The sequence below is a fragment of the Acinetobacter lwoffii genome, from assembly GCF_024129595.1.
GTDB lineage: Bacteria > Pseudomonadota > Gammaproteobacteria > Pseudomonadales > Moraxellaceae > Acinetobacter > Acinetobacter lwoffii_O.
This window is the reverse complement of sequence record NZ_JAMXXS010000001.1, coordinates 38,578-59,063: the sequence shown is the minus strand read 5'-3', so window position 1 is coordinate 59,063 and position 20,486 is coordinate 38,578. Positions and strand designations below refer to the sequence as shown.

At 44.6% G+C, this 20,486-nt stretch carries 16 protein-coding genes; 6 read left to right on the top strand and 10 right to left on the bottom strand.

The window, feature by feature from the left end:
* The first annotated feature begins 12 nt into the window (after nucleotides 1-12).
* A complete protein-coding gene (locus NI466_RS00270; protein WP_253172343.1) occupies nucleotides 13-1,617 on the top strand; it encodes a bifunctional 3-(3-hydroxy-phenyl)propionate/3-hydroxycinnamic acid hydroxylase in 1,605 nt (534 codons plus the stop codon).
* Nucleotides 1,618-1,699: 82 nt separating this feature from the next.
* On the opposite strand, the gene NI466_RS00265 is transcribed toward NI466_RS00270, so the two are convergent.
* From NI466_RS00265 to NI466_RS00235, 7 genes are all read right to left on the bottom strand, one after another.
* On the bottom strand, nucleotides 1,700-2,314 hold the full coding sequence (locus NI466_RS00265; RefSeq protein ID WP_253172480.1) for a glutathione S-transferase family protein: 615 nt from the start codon (nucleotides 2,312-2,314) through the stop codon (nucleotides 1,700-1,702).
* Nucleotides 2,315-2,445: 131 nt separating this feature from the next.
* Complete coding sequence (locus NI466_RS00260) at nucleotides 2,446-3,339, bottom strand: LysR substrate-binding domain-containing protein (RefSeq protein ID WP_005104032.1); 894 nt, start codon at nucleotides 3,337-3,339, stop codon at nucleotides 2,446-2,448.
* A 1-nt stretch (nucleotide 3,340) separates the two neighbouring features.
* Nucleotides 3,341-4,540: an MFS transporter gene (locus NI466_RS00255; RefSeq protein ID WP_253172341.1), complete on the bottom strand. Its 1,200-nt coding sequence runs from the start codon at nucleotides 4,538-4,540 to the stop codon at nucleotides 3,341-3,343.
* A gap of 40 nt (nucleotides 4,541-4,580) precedes the next feature.
* The gene (locus NI466_RS00250; protein WP_005106275.1) at nucleotides 4,581-5,144 is read right to left on the bottom strand and encodes a TetR/AcrR family transcriptional regulator; all 564 of its coding nucleotides are present in this window, start codon (nucleotides 5,142-5,144) and stop codon (nucleotides 4,581-4,583) included.
* Between the two features lie 150 nt (nucleotides 5,145-5,294).
* Nucleotides 5,295-5,816 (bottom strand): acyl-CoA thioesterase, encoded by a 522-nt coding sequence (locus NI466_RS00245; RefSeq protein WP_004280680.1) that lies wholly within the window; start codon nucleotides 5,814-5,816, stop codon nucleotides 5,295-5,297.
* Between the two features lie 287 nt (nucleotides 5,817-6,103).
* Entirely contained in the window at nucleotides 6,104-6,280 is a 177-nt protein-coding gene (locus tag NI466_RS00240) for a hypothetical protein (RefSeq protein ID WP_004731959.1), read from the bottom strand.
* A gap of 347 nt (nucleotides 6,281-6,627) precedes the next feature.
* Nucleotides 6,628-7,632 carry a patatin-like phospholipase family protein gene (locus NI466_RS00235; protein WP_004645821.1) on the bottom strand — a complete coding sequence of 335 codons (1,005 nt, stop codon included), beginning with the start codon at nucleotides 7,630-7,632 and terminating at the stop codon, nucleotides 6,628-6,630.
* A 123-nt stretch (nucleotides 7,633-7,755) separates the two neighbouring features.
* On the opposite strand from NI466_RS00235, the gene chrA reads away from it, so the two are divergent.
* Nucleotides 7,756-8,961 (top strand): chromate efflux transporter, encoded by a 1,206-nt coding sequence (chrA, locus tag NI466_RS00230; protein ID WP_253172339.1) that lies wholly within the window; start codon nucleotides 7,756-7,758, stop codon nucleotides 8,959-8,961.
* Between the two features lie 54 nt (nucleotides 8,962-9,015).
* Here the strand turns inward: chrA and NI466_RS00225 are convergent, their stop codons facing one another.
* Nucleotides 9,016-10,491, bottom strand: a complete 1,476-nt coding sequence (locus NI466_RS00225; protein WP_004731963.1) for an alanine/glycine:cation symporter family protein — start codon at nucleotides 10,489-10,491, stop codon at nucleotides 9,016-9,018.
* Nucleotides 10,492-10,536: 45 nt separating this feature from the next.
* Nucleotides 10,537-11,775, bottom strand: a complete 1,239-nt coding sequence (gltS, locus tag NI466_RS00220; protein WP_219308697.1) for a sodium/glutamate symporter — start codon at nucleotides 11,773-11,775, stop codon at nucleotides 10,537-10,539.
* Between the two features lie 901 nt (nucleotides 11,776-12,676).
* Between gltS and NI466_RS00215 the strand changes: the two genes are divergently transcribed.
* The gene (locus NI466_RS00215; RefSeq protein WP_253172337.1) at nucleotides 12,677-13,384 is read left to right on the top strand and encodes a nitroreductase; all 708 of its coding nucleotides are present in this window, start codon (nucleotides 12,677-12,679) and stop codon (nucleotides 13,382-13,384) included.
* 76 nt (nucleotides 13,385-13,460) lie between these two features.
* Here the strand turns inward: NI466_RS00215 and NI466_RS00210 are convergent, their stop codons facing one another.
* A complete protein-coding gene (locus NI466_RS00210) occupies nucleotides 13,461-14,678 on the bottom strand; it encodes a multidrug effflux MFS transporter (RefSeq protein WP_253172335.1) in 1,218 nt (405 codons plus the stop codon).
* A 138-nt stretch (nucleotides 14,679-14,816) separates the two neighbouring features.
* On the opposite strand from NI466_RS00210, the gene yccS reads away from it, so the two are divergent.
* The 3 genes from yccS to NI466_RS00195 all read left to right on the top strand — a co-directional run bounded on the left by yccS (nucleotide 14,817) and on the right by NI466_RS00195 (nucleotide 20,437).
* Nucleotides 14,817-16,991 (top strand): YccS family putative transporter, encoded by a 2,175-nt coding sequence (yccS, locus tag NI466_RS00205; RefSeq protein WP_253172333.1) that lies wholly within the window; start codon nucleotides 14,817-14,819, stop codon nucleotides 16,989-16,991.
* 85 nt (nucleotides 16,992-17,076) lie between these two features.
* Entirely contained in the window at nucleotides 17,077-17,637 is a 561-nt protein-coding gene (locus NI466_RS00200; protein ID WP_004731971.1) for a YcxB family protein, read from the top strand.
* Nucleotides 17,638-17,806: 169 nt separating this feature from the next.
* The gene (locus NI466_RS00195; protein WP_253172331.1) at nucleotides 17,807-20,437 is read left to right on the top strand and encodes a PepSY domain-containing protein; all 2,631 of its coding nucleotides are present in this window, start codon (nucleotides 17,807-17,809) and stop codon (nucleotides 20,435-20,437) included.
* Nucleotides 20,438-20,486 lie beyond the last annotated feature (49 nt).

Sequence of the window (20,486 nt, the reverse complement as noted above, 5' to 3'; positions counted from 1 at the left end):
TGGACATTCGCTATGAGCAATACTAATTACACTACTGAAGTGGCAATCCTTGGCGCTGGCCCTGTAGGCTTAACCATTGCCAACTATCTGAGCAAGCAAGGCGTAGCTGTCACGATTGTCGAGCAACTGGATAGTTTGATTGATTATCCACGTGCGATTGGAATCGATGATGAATCCTTACGTACCATTCAATCTTTGGATTTAGTCGATCAAGTCTTACCGCATACCACTCCGAATCATGCGATGCGCTTCTTGACGCCTAAAGGTCGCTGTTTTGCAGATATTCAGCCTTTAACACGTGAGTTTGGTTTCTCGCGCCGTAATGCCTTTATTCAGCCACAAGTCGATAACGTCCTACTGCAAGGCTTAAAGCAATATAAAAACACCCAAGTGCTATTTTCTCGTCAATTGACCCAGTTTAGTCAAGATGCTGACGGCGTAACACTCAATCTGCAAAATAAAGAGGGCGATGCAGAAACCATCCGCGCTCAATATCTGATTGCCTGTGATGGCGGTAATTCTTATGTGCGCCGCAACCTGGGCATTGCCTTTGAAGGTGAAACCGCACCGAATCAATGGATCGTGATTGACCTTGAGAATGATCCGCTTGCTACACCACATATTTACTTATGTTGTGATCCTGTTCGTCCTTATGTATCAGCCGCATTGCCACATGGTATTCGCCGGTTTGAATTTATGGTTATGCCGGGTGAAACGCAGGAAGAACTGAGCAAACCGGAAAATATTGCCAAACTTCTTTCTAAGGTTTTACCAAGCACAGATGGTATCGAAGTGATCCGTCAGCGTGTCTATACCCATAATGCTCGTATTGCCGACAAGTTCCGTGTCGACCGTATTTTACTTGCCGGTGATGCAGCGCACATTATGCCGGTATGGCAAGGTCAGGGTTATAACAGCGGTATGCGTGATGCCTTTAATCTGGCTTGGAAAATGGCGCTGGTTGTTCAAGGCAAAGCTGGCCCAGCACTTTTAGATTCTTATCAGATCGAACGTAAAGACCATGCCAAGGCGATGATTGACCTGTCGGTGATGGCAGGTCACGTATTGGCACCACCGAAAAAATGGCAAGGTTTTGTTCGTGACGGCATTGCCTATGCCCTGAACTATATCAAACCGATCAAGCAGTATCTGCTGGAAATGCGCTTCAAACCAATGCCGAAATATCATGACGGCGCACTTTTGAGCAAGGGAGCCAAGAACTCTCCAGTCGGCAAAATGTTTATCCAGCCTCAGGTTCAGCTGGCTTCGGGTGAAACCGTATTACTGGATGAAGTGATCGGCAATGATTTTGCGATTATTGCCTGGGGTGTCGATCCGAAATGGGGTCTGAGCCCAGATACGTTGCAACAGTGGAAGTCGCTGGGCGTGAAATTCATTCAGGTAATTCCTGCGGTGCAATTGCAAAATAGCCAGCGTAAACAGTATGAAGATGTCATCACCATTGGTGATATCGGCACAGATATCCGCTCGTGGTTTGGCAACACGTCTGATTCAGTTGTGATCTTGCGTCCTGACCGTTTCGTGGCTGCGCTGGCCATTCCTCAATCGATGGAAAGCACCAGCCAGCAACTGTTTAAAAAGCTTTACCTGAAATAATATTAGAGTCACCTTTCACCACGCTTCGGCGTGGTTTTTTTTATTATTTTTATATATTCCGGACAATATATAGACCGAGGAATTAGACTCGGTATTCCTGAAACCACGGGATATCTTTCAGGGAATCACGACGAGCCATCTGCTGCAAAAAAGGTCTGAACTCATCAAATGCCGGTAAAATTTTCGCAGAGATCGCGAAGATCAAACAGTAAGCCACATAGAGATCCGCCGCGGAGACTTTTTCGCCCAGCAGATAGGGACTGGCCTGCCCGATGCCCTGTTGCAGGAAATCAAATACGGCTGCTTCATTCCCAAAACTTAAACTTCTCCGGTTCTTTTCAATATTTTCTGGCGACACCTGCAAATTTTTTATATCGATATATTCGGTGAAGGGTCCATGACAGAAAAACATCCATTTTAAATACGCCCCACGCTTCGGATCATCCAAAGCAGGTGCCAATCCTTTGTCACGATATTTATCTGCCAGATAGATAAAAATGGCGGCCATTTCTGAAATAATGACGCCTTGATCCACCAGACAGGGAACTTTTCCCATCGGATTGATCCGTGTATACGCCTGCTGATGCATATGCTCATAGGCAACTTCCACCTGCTCAATCTGATCTTCAATCTGCAATTCTTTCAGCAAAGGCAACAAGGTCAAGCCACGTGATTGTGGGTTGTTATAGAGCTTCATCATCCTGCTTCAACCGGTTTTTATTGTTAGAGGTTCAGTATAAAGTGATTTGCAGTCCCGATTTAAAAGGATGTGCTACAGATCATTTCTGTCGCACGGCTTTTTAGATGGGCAGATTGAAGGTTTAAATATTAAAAAAGATCCACACAAAACTTTTCTTTTAATACTTTCAAAATCAGATCAATCACCACATGTTTTTGATCCTTGCGATAATTGGCATACAGTCCAATCATCGGTAACGGTTCTAGGGTCTTTTTCACCACAATATTATCGCCGAGCAATGGAATCACATAGGCTGGCACCAGACTCCAGCCCACGCCCATTCCCACCAGATTGACATTGAGCAGAATATTGGTGGAATACTGCACCACATTCACTTTTAATTTGGACTGTTTAAAAAAATCCTGAATCAGCTTATGCAGTTGCGGTGAGGACTGCTCACCACTAATCACAAAGTCCTGATTTTCAAAACTCTTGATACTGACATAGGACAAGGCCGCAGCCGGGGAATCTTTCGGCACGATCAGGGTTAGAGGCTCATCAAAAATGCGGATCGAATCAAACTCACTCAACTGCCCTGGATATCGGGTAAAGGCAATGTCAATCTGTCCATTTCTTAAAGCACTAAACTGTTCTGCATCGGTCAGACTGTGAAACTGTGCTTTCAGTTCAGGAAAATGCGCGCGGATATTCGGCATGATATAAGGAAAGACTTTCATTTCCGCGACCGGGACAAAACCGATATTCAGCTGGTCCTGCTGCGCATTGGCGATCTGTCTGGCAGTCTGAATGGCGCGCTCTGCATGCTCAAGACTCAGTAAAGCTTCTTTTAAAAACGCCTGTCCAGCTTCAGTTAGCCCGACCTTACGGTTATTCCGCTCTAGCAACTGTACGCCAACCTCACGTTCCAGATCCTTGATTTGCTGGCTCAATGAAGGCTGTACCGTATTTAATTTTTCCGCGGCACGGGTAAAGTTCAGTTCCTGCGCCACCGTAACGAAATAACGTAAATGCCTTAATTCCATTTTATAACTCCAAACTTGCCGGGCGCTTATTTTGCTTTTTGGCAACATACTGACGATAAACCAATATCGTCACAATGACGAGTGCGGCACTCAAAACATAAGTAGTTTCAAAGCCCCAATAGGCAATCAATACTCCCATGGCTACGGAACCGATCGCTAAACCCAGATCAAACAGGGTAAAGAAGGTTGAAATCGCATGTCCCATACGCTGTTTGTCGACCGACTGAATGGCCAAGGTCTGCAAACATGGGAATAGTGAACCATAACCGATCCCAATAAACACCGCCGACAACCATAATATCCATTGATTGGAAATCAGGCTGACAATCACCAGACCAATGGCAAAGAAAATAAATGAAGGATAAATAACCGCACTTGGTCCCTTACGGTCATAAATTTTCCCGACCCAAGGTCTGACCAGCAACATAGATGCAGCGAAGACAATAAAGAATACGCTGGTATAGCCCAAAAGCTGCTTGGTTTCACTAAATGCAGTAATAAAGCTCATGATGCCCGAGTAGGCAAAAGCGGTTAATAAAGCCACAAAACTTACCGCCAGAACTTTGACTTCCAGGATATCCTGCAAGCTCAAACTGGCTTTCCCTGTACTTATGGCTTCAGGTTTTGGTAACTCTGTGATTTTGAGCATCCAGCAGAAAATGAGTCCCAAAGAAATGATAATGGCAAGAATGCCAAATAAGACTTTGAAGCTGGTGAACTGAATTACGGTCAACGCCAGCAAGGGGCCAAACACCACACCCAGATTGGTCGACATGACAAAATAACCCATGCCCTCACCTTTGCGCTGTTCAGGAATAAATTCATTGGCGACGGGTACTGCCACCGTGGTCAAAATACTGAACCAGATGCCATGTAAAAAACGCACCAGCAACAGCGACCACATGCTATCCACCAGCAAATAACTAAAGGCAAATAAGGCAAAAATCACGCCTGCACCACGCATCGAGATTTTCTTGCCGAGCTTTTCGATGATCATGCCGGAAAATGGCCGAACCGTAATCGAAGAGGCCAAAAATAGCGTCAGCGCCAGACCTGCTTCTTTTACCGAACCGCCCAGATCTTTCATGATGTAAATCGGCAAGATGGTCAGTAAGGCAAAATAATAAACAAACAGGAAAAAATTATTGAATAAGCACAAGATAAATGAGCGATTCCATAACCGCTCAGCGCTAACTGACATAATCACCAACTCTTAAAATTTGTAGGGAAATAGCACAAACTCAGGCTTGAACAGTGACCGGATGCAAGGCCAACTCGACCAGATTCTGGATATAGTGTTCATCTGGAATCCGGTTGAAAAAAATGATCTGGTAATGAATCGGGCCGTATAAGGTATCCAGCATCAAATCAAAAGGATAATCAGCGCGGATTTCTCCCCGTTCAATCGCTTGCTGAATCAGTTGATGGGTCTGTTGCCGACGTGGCAAGAGATATTGCTGAAAGAACTCACCTGCCAGTTCGCGGTGATTGGCAATCACTACCAGCAAAGCCCGACCGACCGGATGATTCAGCGCTTGAGATAAAGAACCGAGTTGTTGAATGAGATTGCTTTTCAGGCTTTTAGAGGTATCCAGCTCAAATACCGAAGCTGTATGCTGTTTGAAAGTGTCCAGCACCAGTTCCGATTTATGTTTCCACCATCGATAAATCGTGGACTTGCCAACACCGGCACGTGCCGCTACATCTTCAATCGTCAGCTGATGATATTCACATTCTGCCAGCGCATCTGCGACCGCCTGTAAAATGCACTGCTGTCGTCGGGAACTTTTTTCATCACTGCTCATATTTTTCTACTTAACTTTTAAGATCTAAAAATCGAAACGATACGTATCGTTTTATATTAGGGTAAAAAATAACAAAGCTCCAGTGAAAAACTGAAATTGATGCAAAAAAAAGACCTTCATATGAAGGTCTTTTCTCAATCACGATTTAACTTAACTCTGTGCAGTCTTTTTATAAATGCTGCATGAAGGATGATGATTTTCTTGCAAACGCGCGACTTTACGCTGTTCTGCTGCTTCAAAACGGCAACGTTTCCAGTCATTGTCCAGGTTCAAAGCTGGAATCTGTTTTGGTTTACCATTTTCATCCACCGCAACCATGGTGAAATAACAGCTATTGGTATGACGTACCGTTCTCTTTTGAATATTCTGGGCTTCTACACGAATCCCGATTTCCATTGAAGTACGGCCAACATGATTCACACTGGCCAGAAAGGTAACCAGCTCACCAACGTGAATCGGCTCTTTAAAATTCACCTTGTCTACAGATAAGGTCACGACATAACTACCCGAATAGCGACTTGCACACGCATACGCCACCTGATCCAATAATTTCAGAATGGTTCCACCATGAACATTTCCTGAAAAATTTGCCATATCTGGCGTCATGAGAACTGACATCGTTAACTCTGACTGGTCATCCGACACTGCTGCAATTTGATCTAAAGGGGCCATCGTTTTCTTTGAACTCTTTGAATGACAAGGTTATCGTTTATTATTATAGCGTTTTTAACATGAATAAAATGTTCAATTCGGCAAATGAAGCATCACAATTATTGATATAGAAAATGTATTCATACAGAAAAAAATATATTTAATTGCTTAAAATCTCAGTTAGAAAGTTAAGTGCCAATAAATCAACACTTATTTATCTGGGGTTGATCACACAGCAACTGAGAATTTTTCACTGTTTTAAGCTCTGAACAAAAATAATTCAGGAAAATAAAAAGGCTCTGCGTGATTTAAAGCATCACTGGCCTGAGCATTTCCTGCGCCACGTTCTGATAACTTAAAATTTGTTGACCATCCAAGGTCGTTTCAACGGTAAAAGAACCATCCTGATGGGTCGCGGTCACTGTAAAAATATAGTGTTCGAATTGTGCCAGTTTGACCTGCTGTCCAATTTTAATATGCATCATGATGTCTACATCTGTGTAGTGATCTTTTCAAACTGCATTCTGGCATGAACACAGATGCTTTTGAATATTTGATCAACTTAAGTATACGAATAATAATATTAAAATTTTAATTTAGGACGAATAAGGCTTATTATTTAAAATAATATATTTATAATTCAATTTGTTATGTTTAAAATTAATTTTATCTTTTGCGATAATTCTGATTGACTGATATACATAGGCAATTATCTTATCTTTTATAACAATCAGTTAAGTGTTGTAGCCGATGATCTTTCATACTCTTGATTGGATATCCTTATACCGCAGTCCTACGATATAGGAATAAACAGAAAATTCAAAAAAAAGATTTATTGAGCTTGATGTTCATGTACCACAAACTGTGGAATCCGATGTCCTTGAGCATAATCATGTTTTTGGTAGGCTTGTGAAATTTCCATCAACTTTAACTGGGTCGCCTCGGCACCAGCCTGCATGGTGAGTTCCCTGCCACGGACATCAAAGATATGACCTTTTTCGCGTAAGTCCGGCTGAATCACCACATCTGCATGCTTTAACTCTTCATGCGCCAGATGTTGTTGCATAATATTAATGTTCTGATTAAACAGTCCCCAGACATTGCTGGTTTCCGTATGAATGGGTTGTGCCAGAATATCCACCGCAATCACAATGTCGGCTCCCAGCTCACGTGCCACATCGACCGGCACCGGACTGACCAGACCACCATCTACATATTCTTTACCTTGAATGATGGTCGGAATGAACATACTCGGAATCGAGACTGAAGCACGTACTGCCTGTCCGGTATTGCCATAGTTAAAGACGACTTTCTTGCCTTCTTTCAGCGCTGTGGCCACCACAAACATCGGAATTTTCATGGCTTCAAGTGGGGTTTGATCGACTTGCAAGTTGACATAATCTTCAACTTTCTTGCCATCAAAGAAGCCTTTTCTGGCCAGTTTAATATCACGGACATCATTCGGTCGCATACTGAGAGCAATATTGCGCAGTTCAATCGCCGGTTTGCCACTCGCATAAATGGAGCCCACAATACTGCCCGCACTGGTTCCGACAATAAAATCTGGTTGAATACCCGCCTGCTCCAGTACTTCCAGCGCACCAATATGCGCATAACCACGCGCACCGCCACTGCCTAGGACTAAAGCAACTACCGGACGCTGTTGGGTTTGCTTGATCTTTTGAAAATCAATTTGATTTGGACGCGCCTGAGCTTCTCCGCGTTGTGCAGCAGGTTGCAGATGACTGGTCGCCGCTTGGGCTGTCATGGGGGTCGTTTGGCAAGCACTCAGGCCAAATGTACCCAGTATCACCATACTCAACACATATTTCTGCATGCAGAGAATGTCCTCATTAATCTAAAGCAGCATAGTGTATAAACACATGCATAAATAGTCTGTAGAATTTCGTAAAACTGTCATACAGTTCAGCTACTTTATCTTCATTTTTCCCATAACTGTATGCCTTCAATCTCACTGTATCGGATTTTCCTGATTTTCCTGCAACTGGGCTGCATTTCATTTGGCGGTCCGGCAGCACATCTGGTATTTTTTCACCGAAAATTTGTAACCCAACTGCAATGGTTGAATGACACCCAGTACAGTCAACTGGTCGCTTTGGCGCAACTTTTACCCGGGCCGAGCAGCAGTCAGGTGGGGCTGTCGATCGGTTATCTGCAACGGGGCTATACTGGTGCCATGATCGCATGGCTGGGTTTTACCCTGCCCTCAATGATTCTGATGACCTTGGTGGCGTTATTGGGTCAAAGCTATTTTCATATTTTAAACTCAAACAGCTTTCATACCATCCAGTTAATTGTATTTTCTGTAATCGCCTGGGCATTCTGGCAAATGCTGAGAAGCTTCTGTAAATCGGCTTGGCAATACGCTGTCTTAATCCTCTCTGTCATATTGTTGATGGTGGTTTCAGTGAGTTTTAATCAGATTCTGGTGATTATGCTGGGCGCAATCTGTGGACTCATGGCTGGACATTTTTCCCAATCAGATTCGAAACCCAAAGAAATTAACAAAACGGCAATCAGCTCGCCTTATATTCGATCTGCCGCTGCGCCCTATTGGCTGCTGGCATTTATCCTCCCATTTGTGCTGCTGCCCTTAGCAGGCAAGTTATGGGGTGAATCAGAGCTGCAATTTTTTTCCAATTTTTATCAGACTGGCTCGCTGGTGTTTGGTGGCGGTCATGTGATTCTGCCTTTGCTGCATCAGGACTTTGTCATCACCGGTTTAGTCAGTGCAGAGTCTTTTGATCTTGGCTATGCATTTGCCCAGCTGATGCCAGGGCCTTTATTCAGTTTTGCCAGTTATATCGGTGCCTTGCTGCCTTGGACGCCTTATGTCTGGCTGAATGCCGTGCTAGCGACTTGTGCAATCTTTTTACCTTCATTTTTCCTAATCTTTGCTACTTTGCCTTACTGGTCGTGGTTGATGCAGCAGCGCCATATTCATCAGGCGGTGATGGGCATCAATGCTGCGGTGGTGGGGCTATTGCTGTATTTATTGCTGGATCTTTCACAACGTTATTTTAGTTATGGCTCCGACCTGGTTTTTGTCGCGGTGATGATTGCCCTGCTACGCTCAAAACTACCGGTCTGGTTCAGCCTGATTTTGGGCTTTGTGCTTTATCAAAGTTATTTAAATTTCTTCTAAAGAAAACTTTGGCACAAAAAAGCCCCGAATGATCGGGGCTTTTTACTTCAAGTCTTACCAGATATCTGATTTGACCTTGTCTTTAAATTTAGGATGGTTATCCAGTTTAAATTCAGGCTCTTTCACACCACGCTTCAACTGACCGGTATAGTCTTTGAGTAGCATCAGCAGGAATGGCATCAGCAACAGGATCGCAATCAAGTTGATACTTGCCATCACGCCCATGAACAGATCTGCCATATTCCAGATCAATGGCACACTGGCGATAGAACCGAAATACACCATGACCAATACAAATAAGCGGAAAATCAACATCACCCGGCTATTGTTATTGATGAACTGGACGTTTCCTTCGGCATAGGCATAGTTACCAATAATCGAAGAATAGGCAAACAGGAACAGAATCAAAGCCAAGAAGTCATCACCCCAAGCACCAATCTGGCTTTCAAGCGCCATCTGGGTCAAGGTCACGCCTTCAAAGCCTGCATTTTCATACAGACCCGAAACCAGAATAATAATCGCGGTACATGAACACACCACAAAGGTATCTACAAATACTCCGAGCATCTGTACCAGACCCTGGTTGACCGGATGTTTGACATCGGAAGCTGCAGCAGCATTCGGTGCCGAACCCATCCCTGCCTCGTTAGAGAACAGACCACGCTTGATGCCCATCATCATGGCCATAGATACCATGGCACCAAAGAAACCACCAGCAGCAGCTTCAAATTCAAAGGCTTTACTGAAAATGAGCTGGAAGATGGATGGGAGCAGATCGTAATTGATGACTGCAATATACAAAGCTACCGCCAGATAAAGCACAGCCATAAACGGTACAAAGCTTTCAGCAACTTTTGCAATCCGTTTAATTCCGCCAAAAATGATCACCGCAGTCATCAAGACCAGAAACAATCCGACCCAGGAAATTTCCAGATTCAGGCCGCCTAATGGCAAGATCAGATTCGCCTGATCCCAGCCCCAGGCATGAGAAGTCGCTCCGGTAATGGCATTGGCCTGAACTGCATTAAAGACAAAACCATAAGTCGTGATTAATGCAATCGCAAAGACAATCCCGAGCCATTTCTGTTTCAGGCCTTGTGTAATGTAATAAGCTGGTCCACCACGGAATTGCTGGTTTTTGTTATCTCGCACCTTGAACAACTGTGCCAAAGAAGATTCAACAAAAGCAGAACTCATGCCCAAAAAGGCAGTAAACCACATCCAGAACACGGCACCGGGGCCACCAATTGCAATCGCAATGGCGACACCCGCGACATTGCCCACACCGACCCGGCTTGCCAGTCCAGTGACAAAGGCCTGAAACGGGGTAATGCCGTGCGTATCCTGAACCTTGCCACGGCTATTTTTCATGACTTTCATGCTGTGCCAGAACAAACGAATTTGTACTGCACCGGTCATGATCGTGTAGAAAATACCAACTGCGACCAGAAACACCACCAGAAAATCCCATAAAGGGCCATTCAGGGCATTAATCCAGCCGAGTAAGGTTTCATTTAACTGATCATTCATGTCACATCCTTATGAGCCTATGACTCATCGTATCAGGCATAAAAATTATGCAAAAAACTTCAAAATCATCTGAATAACAGTAGCATTGATTAAGTCAACGAAGAACGCACCACATAATGGAACGATCAGGAAGGCCTTATGTGACGCACCATACATATTGGTAATCGCCTGCATATTGGCAACCGCTGTTGGCGTTGCACCCATACCGAAACCACAATGACCTGCTGCAAGTACCGCAGCATCATAGTTTTTGCCCATCAGGCGGAAAGTGACGAAAGCTGCATACAAAGCCATGGTGATGGTTTGCGCACCCAGAATCACCATGAGTGGTCCTGCAAGGTCAGCCAATTGCCATAATTTCAATGATAACAATGCCATTGCCAAGTACAGCGACAATGAAGCATTACCGAACACATCAATCGCACGATCGAAAATCTGAACCTTGAAAACACCTTCCAGTACATTACGCAGGATGACACCACCCGCCAATGCCCAGACAAATGTTGGCAGTTCAAATGCAGTACCTTTACTGAAACCCGTCATAAACTCTGCAAAAGCCAAACAGCCTGCGAACAGGCCCAAGGTCGTGATTGCATTATCAGCGGTAATTAAACGCACCTGATGCGGATATTCAAACGGTACATATTCGCTGGTGGTGCTGTCCATTGGCGTATTGTCACGCTTTTCAATTTGCTGATCGGTACGTGCAGTAGCCAGGTTATGACGATTGATCAGTAATTTGGCCAATGGTCCGCCAATAATACCGCCGATAATCAAACCAAAGGTCGCACTTGCCATACCCAGTGCCAGCGCCCCTTGAATACCATGTTCGACTTCTAGAATTTCACCCCATGCGCCTGCAGTACCATGACCACCGGTTAAGGTAATCGAACCGGCAATCAGGCCAATCAACGGGTCAATACCCAGTAATGTTGCCAGACTCATGCCGACCGCATTTTGCAAAATAATGAAAGCCGAAACAGCAAACAGGAAAATAACCAGACCGATCCCGCCTTCACGCAACTTGGAAAAGTTGGCACTCAGACCAATCGAAGCAAAGAAAATCAGCATAAAACTGGTTTGTAATTCTGCACTGGTGGTGATGCTATATCCCCACAATGAATGCACCAGCAACGAGATGATCGCCGCAACCAAACCGCCCGCAACCGGCTCAGGAATATTGTAACGTCTTAAAAAATCGATTTTATTAACCAAGAATCGCCCGAGTAACAGAACAATGACTGCCGCAATCAAGGTATAAAATGCGTTAAAAGTAAAATCCATAATTTTTTGCCCAAGATGATTTTGTATTTTTTATTTTTCTAAAAGTCATGGAGTGCGCTAGATCTCTAGCTCGCTCATTAGATCTTCATCTGGAAATATCCTGATTTGATCTATTACCTTTAGAAAAACAAACCGATTTATCATCTCTTTTAAACTTATGAATATCATCATCACGATCATATTCAACAAATGAGAGATTTATAAAAGCAACACCTTTTCTATTTCTACACTCAGTCTGTTGGAAAATTGCAGACATTTTTCTAACAGACGCGCATGCTGGTAAAAAAACTGTGTTTTAAGCTCAAAAAAACATTCAGTGCTTGATGAGTGCTTTCAACCTAAAGACTTCATTCAAGCCATCTGGAATCGCGTTATTTAAAACAGATCTTAATCACAAAATGCATGAATTAAGATGAAAAGTCGTACATTATGCTGTTTCTTTGTATCAAGTTTTATTTCTTTTTATTAGCAATAGTTGACTTATCTATAAAAAATAATTATAAATTCTCATTTTTATATGAAGATTAATCTATATTTTAATTCAAAAAAAATATTAATCTTTTACTCGACACGGAATGAAACAAGGATCTTGAAATTAAATTATCTTGATTTTCAGTCAAAATAAACCAGTTCTGTGTGTGAAATTGTTATTGTTGAATGGTTCAAGCACTTGGGTTTTAAGCCATTTTTTAAATCGAAGACCAGCATTATGACTAAATTCATTGCTGTCACTGAGGCGATTTAAGCTCAACTAAAAGCATGCGAAATTTCATTACTCAAGTCATTTCGCTGACAAATTGTTTTTTCAGACGGCCAAGAATGAAATTTTCCTATCCCCCCTTCTGTTTGTTTAGTTTATAGTCATTGCAAACTCAATAAGGATATTCGACTGGACCCCATAATGGATCAAAATCTTGTTCATGCTATAGATCACACCATCACCTCTCGCCATTCAGTGCGTGCTTTTTTAAATACCCCCGTTAGTACAGACACCTTAAAAGAGATTTTGACGGTTGCCAGCCGCGCACCCTCAGGAACCAATACCCAACCCTGGAAGGTGTATGTGGTAACAGGTAAAAAGCGCGATGAACTTGTGCAACGTGTCTGTCAGGCACAAATGCAAATCTATGCAAATCCTGCATTGTCACAGCAGTATCAGGAAACTTTCGCCTACTATCCTGAACAATGGATCTCGCCATTTATTGAACGTCGTCGTGAAAATGGCTGGGGTTTATATGGCTTGCTGAATATTCAAAAAGGCGAAAAGGAAAAAATGGCGCGTCAGCAGCTGCGTAATTTTGAATTATTTGATGCCCCTGTCGGCTTATTTTTTACTGTACATCGGTCTTTGGCGATTGGGTCCAAAATGGATGTTTCCATGATGATCCAGAATGTTATGCTGGCAGCAAAAGCCCGCGGTCTGGACACTTGCCCGCAGGCAGCCTGGAATCACTTTCACCCGATCGTGCTTGATCTGGCCGGCGCACCCGATGATGAAGAGCTGGTCTGCGGTATGGCACTGGGTTATGCCGACCCAGAGCAAATTATTAACAGCTTTATTACCCCGCGCGTTCCCGTAGAAGAATTTGCCGTGTTTATCGATGAGTGATGCAAGCAGGGCTAAGCCAACTTGCTTAGCCCTCTGTCCAGACCAGTATTTTTATTATCTGAGAGGCAGCCAGCATCTATGCATTTTTTAGGCTGGGCATGTTGATTTTAAAAATCGCCCAAGCAGAAATACCGACAAAAACCAGCATGATCAATGCCATATTCAGTAAAGCATGCCAGATCAGAAAATTCAGTAATACACCGCCCAATAAACCACAGACAAATTGCATACTGCCCATAATGGCACTTGCAGTTCCTGCCCGCTCGCCCTGTTTAGCCATTGCTAAAGCCATGGCATTCGGACCAGTAAACCCAAGGGCTGCCACCACAATAAACATGCCTAACAACACCCAGAGCACAGAATCGACATCCAGACAGCCGAGCAAGATTAACCCTAATACACCGGCAAACTGCAGACAGGTGCCAATTTTCAGACGCTGCAATATCGAGAAACGCCCAGCCAGACGTTTATTCAAGGTCGAAAACAGCATGATCCCGAAGGCATTGGCACCAAAGGCATAAGCAAACTGCTGCTCGGTCAGTTGATAACGATCCATCAGAATGGCCGAAGAAGCGCTGATATAACAGAACATCACCGCACCGGAAAAACAGCCGGCATAGAGCGGACGTCGAAAGCTTGGATCCTGAAAAATGCACCGGTACAAACTTATAACCTGTTGAAAGTTCAGCTTGAGACGACGTTCTGGCTCCAGGGTTTCTTTAAATAGAAAATGTACACAGGCCAGACTCAACAGACCGCAGCCCATCAGCACCAAGAAGATCACATTCCATTCATAAAACATCAATACCCAGGCCCCCAGACTCGGAGCGATGATTGGTGCAATCGCAGTCACAATCATCATGCTGGCAAAGGCCTGAGCTGCTGAATGCATATCCAGGCGATCACGAATTGCAGCACGTGCCATGACCACCCCGACACAGCCACCTAAGGCTTGCAGAATTCGTGCAGCGATCAGGCTCCATTCATCCTGCGCAAAGACACACAGCAAACTTGCCACAATGTATAAACACAGCCCAAAATACAGTGGCGGTTTACGTCCAATCCGGTCACTGATCGGACCATAAATCAGTTGCCCGATCGCCAGACCGCAGAAATAAGCCGGCAGGCTGTTAGAAACCATCTGGGTGCTGACACCAAAATCTGCTGCCATGGCCGGCAAGGCCGAAAGATACATATCAATGGATAAAGGCCCGAGTGCACTCAGTGTTGCCAGCAAAATAATCCAGGACATGGCATAAGGTTGTTGTACTATTTTATTCGATGTCATAAGCATGAAGATTTAAAGCGCTAATATGCAGACAAATTAACACAGTGCATAGTATGATTTAGCCTGAAATGAAGATTTATAAATATACTATTTTCATTAGCCTATTCAGATTCAGCTCTAAGACTGCAGTATAAAGGACGACCTTTGAAATCTTGGCTCACTCGTCTCAAGCAAACCACCTATAATACGACCTTGATGTATAACCTGCGCATGATGACGGCATTTGCAGGTACCGCCTTTGTTCCCTATTTTATGGGACAACAATTGATGACGATTCCACTGACTTTAGGCGTGGTCGCAGCCGGTTTAAGTGATATTGATGACCGCTTTTCGGTGCGGATTTTAAATCTGCTGTATACCTACATTGGCTTCTTTATTACCGCAGTGGGCGTATATCTGCTCTTTCCTTATCCCCTGCTATTTGCCTTGGCCTTAATTGTGTCCTGTATTGCCCTGATTTTGCTGGGTTCACTAGGGCGACGCTATGCCACGATTTCTTACGGCTGTCTGGTGATTTCCGTTTATTCCATGCTTGGGGTGGAGCTGTTTGATGAATGGTATAAACAGGCTGGTTTATTGGTCATCGGCGCGATGTGGTACGGTCTGCTGTCGACACTCAGTTTCCTGACTTTCCCTGCCCGGTTGGCGCAAGACAAGCTTGCCATTTCCTATTCTGCGCTCGGTGACTTTTTATATGCCAAGTCCAATCTGTTTGATGTGGACATGACGCCGAAAAGCTATCAACAAAGCATGATTGAACTCTCGCTTGAAAACGGCAAACTGATTGCGATTTTTAACGAAATGAAAACGGCTCTCCTGACCCGTCTGAAAGGTGACCGTGGGCAAAAAGACACCCGTCGCAGCCTGCAATATTATTTTGTCGCCCAGGATATTCATGAACGTGCCGATTCAGCGCATATTGATTATCAGAAACTGGCCAAGATTTTCCAGCATAGTGATATCCTTTTCCGCTTCCAGCGCATCATGTCAATTCAGGGCAAAGCCTGTAAGGACCTGAGTGAAAGTTTGCTAATGCGCAAACCCTATGTGCATAACCAGCGCTTTAAGCATGCCTTTGACAACCTGAGACAGTCTCTGGATAAGCTACGTCAGGAGCAGCAGTATGATCAGGTCTGGATCAGTGCCCTGTTTGCGTTGTTTCAAAACCTGAAATCGATTGATGCCCAGTTACGCAACCTGGAAACCGAGCAAAATATCAAGTCCGAGCGTTTCAAACATATCGAAAACCAGCTCAGAGATGATGACCTGAAAGGCTGGGATGACATCAAGATTCGAATTAAGCAACATTTGACACCAGAGTCGGTGCTGTTCCGGCATGCCATTCGCCTGTCGATTGTGCTGCTGATCAGCTATATCTTCGTACAGGTCAGTAATATTGAATATGGTTACTGGATTTTATTGACTGCACTCTTTGTCAGCCAGCCGAACTTTAACGCCACCAAACGGCGTTTACGTCTGCGTATTATCGGTACGCTGGTCGGTATTATCCTCGGTTATGCCATTTTATATTTTGTGCCTTCCATCGAAGGACAATTATTGCTTCTGGTACTGAGTGGGATTCTGTTCTTTGAATTGCGCAGTAAGCAGTATGCACAGGCCACAGCCTTTATTACGATTTTAGCGCTGATCAACTTCAATCTGGATGGTATGGGCTATGCCGCGGCCATCCCGCGTATGATCGACACCTTGATTGGCTGTGCGATTGCCTGGTTCGGCGTGAGCTTTATTTTCCCGGACTGGAAGTTCCGGCGTTTGCCGCGCAGTATCAAACGCAGCTTGCAGGCAGAAGCAGATTATTTGAGTGAAGTGATCGAGCAGTATAAATCGGGACGTAATAATGGCCTGAAATATCGGATTGTGCGTCGTGCTGCCCACAATACCGATGCCGAGGTGGCTTCACTGATTTCGACACTGGCCACTGAACCGGATATTGATCCGGTACAAAAATCACTAGCCTTTGAGTTTCTTTGTCTGAACCATACTTTTATCAGTTATATTGCCGCACTGGGCGCACACCGGGAAAAAATTGAAGATCAGGACATTCTGAATTTACTGGACAAAGCACTTGAGAACATTCGTGGTGCATTGCTAAGAGATGAAATGCCCGATTTAAGTGCGCAAAATATGATTGCCCATATTCGCCAGCGCCTGGCTCAAGATCAGGAGCAAGATCAGAAATCCCTGATCATTTTGCAGCAACTGTCTTTAATGTTCAGCATTTTAAAGCAGTTGAGCCAACTGAAACAAAGTTTGAGTCATGAGCGTGATGAACAGGCAACTGAATTAGGTTCATTATAATTTGGCTGATTTTGGAACAATATACTCACTGAATTGGTACAATTAGTGCTAAACTTTTTACAGTTTAAAATCTGCTAATTTCATTATGACCGCGAAAAATTTATACGCTTATACCCTACAGCCTGTGAACTATGAAATTTCAGAAGCCGAGCAGCGTCATGCTCAGCTGGTGATCTGGCGTAGTACCAATAAAATTGGCATGAAAGCATGGCTGATCATGGGTGCTGTTGTTGCACTTTCTATTCTGGGCATTCTGCTCCTGAAGAACTATTCTACCGTGTTCTGCTGGGTGGCCATTGTCTGTGTGGTGTTGTATTACCTGATCCGTACCTTTGGTCTGGAATGGTATGTTAAACGCAAGATGAATGAATTTCCGGTACAGGAAATCAAAGGTGTTCGCCTGGGCGTGCAACCGCATGGCATCGTGATGCGCCAGAAAATGGGCGTGCAAGAAGGTGTTGGCGCGATTAGCTGGAAAGACATCTATGAATGGTACAACACACCAGAATTCATGTTGGTCAATTTCAAAGTAAAAGGCCAGCAAGGTGCGTATATCCTGCCGAAACGTCTGGACAGCAAAAATTTCTCTTTCGCCACGATTCGTAAGCATCTGGAAGCAGAAGTCGGCGCAGCAAAACAAATCTAAACTGTTCTTTCTTCAGTGAAAAACCTCCTGCCCCGGCATGGAGGTTTTTTTAATTTCAAAACAATAAATGATAATGAGAATAAATATTATCCTCAACACCTATAATTCGGGCTTAAACTTCAGTTATAATTTTGCCACTTTTATAGATCTCACCCTTAATCTGACGACCATGTTTAAAAAGACATTTTTCCAAATCCACTGGTTTCTGGGGATTACAGCAGGTTTAATCCTCTCGATAATGGGGGTCACTGGCGCAATCTATTCCTATGAACAACAAATATTAAAATGGATGAATAGCGACAGTTATACGGTTCAGGTTCAGCAACGTGACAAACTCACGCCTTCCGAGCTGTATCAGCACTTTAACCGTACTGCGCCTGACATGAAGATCAACAGTATTACCGTGGCACAAGATCCAAGTGCTTCGAGTACCGTGAATGTCGCTAAAGAAGGCGCACGGCGTGGTCAGAACATCATGATCAACCCGTATACGGCTGAAGTCTTGCCAGAGATTAAGGGTCGGGAATTTTTCCAGTTTGTTCAGCAACTGCATCGTAATTTGACGGTTGGTCCAGTAGGTAAGCAGATTACCGGTGCCTGTACCCTGATGCTGATCTTTTTTGTCTTGTCAGGTCTGTACCTGCGCTGGCCGAAACGTCATTCGATCAAGCAATGGTTCTTTGTAAAACCTCAGTTGAAAGGCCGTAATTTTATCTGGGATCTGCATGCTGTTGTGGGAACCTGGGTGGTGATTTTCTACCTGATTCTGGCCTGTACCGGTCTGTACTGGTCTTATGACTGGTGGCGCAATGGCATGTTTAAAGTGCTGGGTGTGGAACGCCCGCAACCGGAAATGCAGGCCAATGCCGGTAATAACCGTGGTGAAGGACGTCCAGGCGGTGAACGTGGTCCGCGTGCCGAAGGTGAAGTACGAGGCGAAGGCCGCCAAGGTGGCGAACGCGGTGCTGGTGGTGAAGGCCGTGAAGGTCTTAGCCCTGAAGCTACTGCCCGTGCGCTAGACCAGAGCTGGATTGGCTTTAACACTGAATTTTCAGATAAGTATTCTACCGTAACGTTTAACCTTCCGAAAAAATCGGATGGCGAAATGCAGCTGAGCTTTATCGATCCAGTCGCTCAGCATGAACGTGCACGAAACAGTGCCACTTATAATTACCGGACAGCTGAATTTACCAAAGTTGAGCTGTATGAAGATAAAAAGCTTAATGAAAAAATCATGAGCAGCATGTTACCGGTGCATCGTGGCAGCTTCTTCGGCCCAATTTACCAGTTCTTTGCCATGGTCGCAGCCTTGTTGATGCCGTTGTTCTTTGTAACCGGCTGGATGCTCTATCTGAAACGTCGTAAACAGAAGCGCTTAACACAGGCAGCACGTCAAGGTGCGACTGCAGTAAACCTGGATGAAAATGCCAAACCGTGGCTCATTGCTTATGCCTCACAAACAGGGGTTTCTGAGCAACTGGCTTGGCGTACAGCGACTGCCCTGCAGGAAGCGCGTCAACCGGTAACAGTCAAGCCAGTACAACAACTGACGCTAGCCGATTTACAACAAACCGAACAGGTATTATTTGTTGCCAGCACCTATGGCACAGGTGAAGCGCCGGATCTGGCCTCTTCTTTTGAGAAAAAAATCCTGTCTGCTCAAGCTGATCTCAGTTATTTAAGTTATGCGGTATTGGCCTTGGGTTCTCAGGAATATCCAGACAGCTATTGCAGTTTTGGTCACCGTATTGATCAGTGGTTAAAACAGAATGGTGCCCAGCAGCTATTCAATACGATTGAAGTCGACAATGCCAATAACGAGCATATCCAGCAATGGAATAGTGCGCTGGAACAAGTCACTCGACTTGAGCTACAAGCGATGAGTATCGATAAGACCTTTGATCACTGGAGTTTGAGTAAACGTGAAGTCCTCAATCCGGGTAGTCTGGGTGCGCCTGCCTTCAATATCGAACTGACCCCTGAGCATGAAGCCGTCTGGCAAGCAGGTGATATTGCCGAGGTTCAGCCAGGGAATAGCCAAGAACGTATCGATGCATTTATGCAAAAGCACCAGATAGCAGCGGGTACACAAGTACCTTCTATGCAACAGAATATTGAACAGGCACTCTGGGATCGTGATCTGACTCAGGCTGAACCTTTTGATTCTCTGGATCAGCTCCTCACGCAATTACCGGTTTTGGCAACACGTGAATACTCCATTGCCAGTATTCCAAGCCAGCAGGTTTTACGTCTGGTGGTACGTCAGCAAACCGATGCTAGTGGTAATCTGGGATTGGGTTCAGGCTGGCTGACCCAGCATGCGGCTCTCAATGCGCCCATTGCACTGCGTATTCGCAGCAATGAATCTTTCCACCTGATTGATGACAACCGCCCGATTATCTGTATTGGTAATGGTACCGGCATTGCCGGACTATTAAGTCTGCTCAGTGCGCGTAACCGTCAGGACTATAGCCAGAACTGGCTGATCTTCGGTGAACGTCAGCGTGAACACGACTTCTTCTTTGAAGAAACCATTCAGGCCTGGCTGCAAATGGGAACCCTGAAACGTCTCGATCTTGCATTCTCGCGCGACCAGCAGGAAAAAGTTTATGTACACCATAAACTGCGTGAACAGGCTGAAGAACTAAAAGCTTGGATTGCTCAAGGTGCAGTGATTTATGTCTGTGGTAGCATCAATGGCATGGCCAGCGATGTGGATCAGGCCCTGATTGAGATTCTCGGTGAAACAATGCTAGATCAATTACGTCTGGATGGACGTTATCGCCGTGATGTATATTAAGATAACCTGATATGCTAAAAACCGGGCTCAATGGCCCGGTTTTTATTGA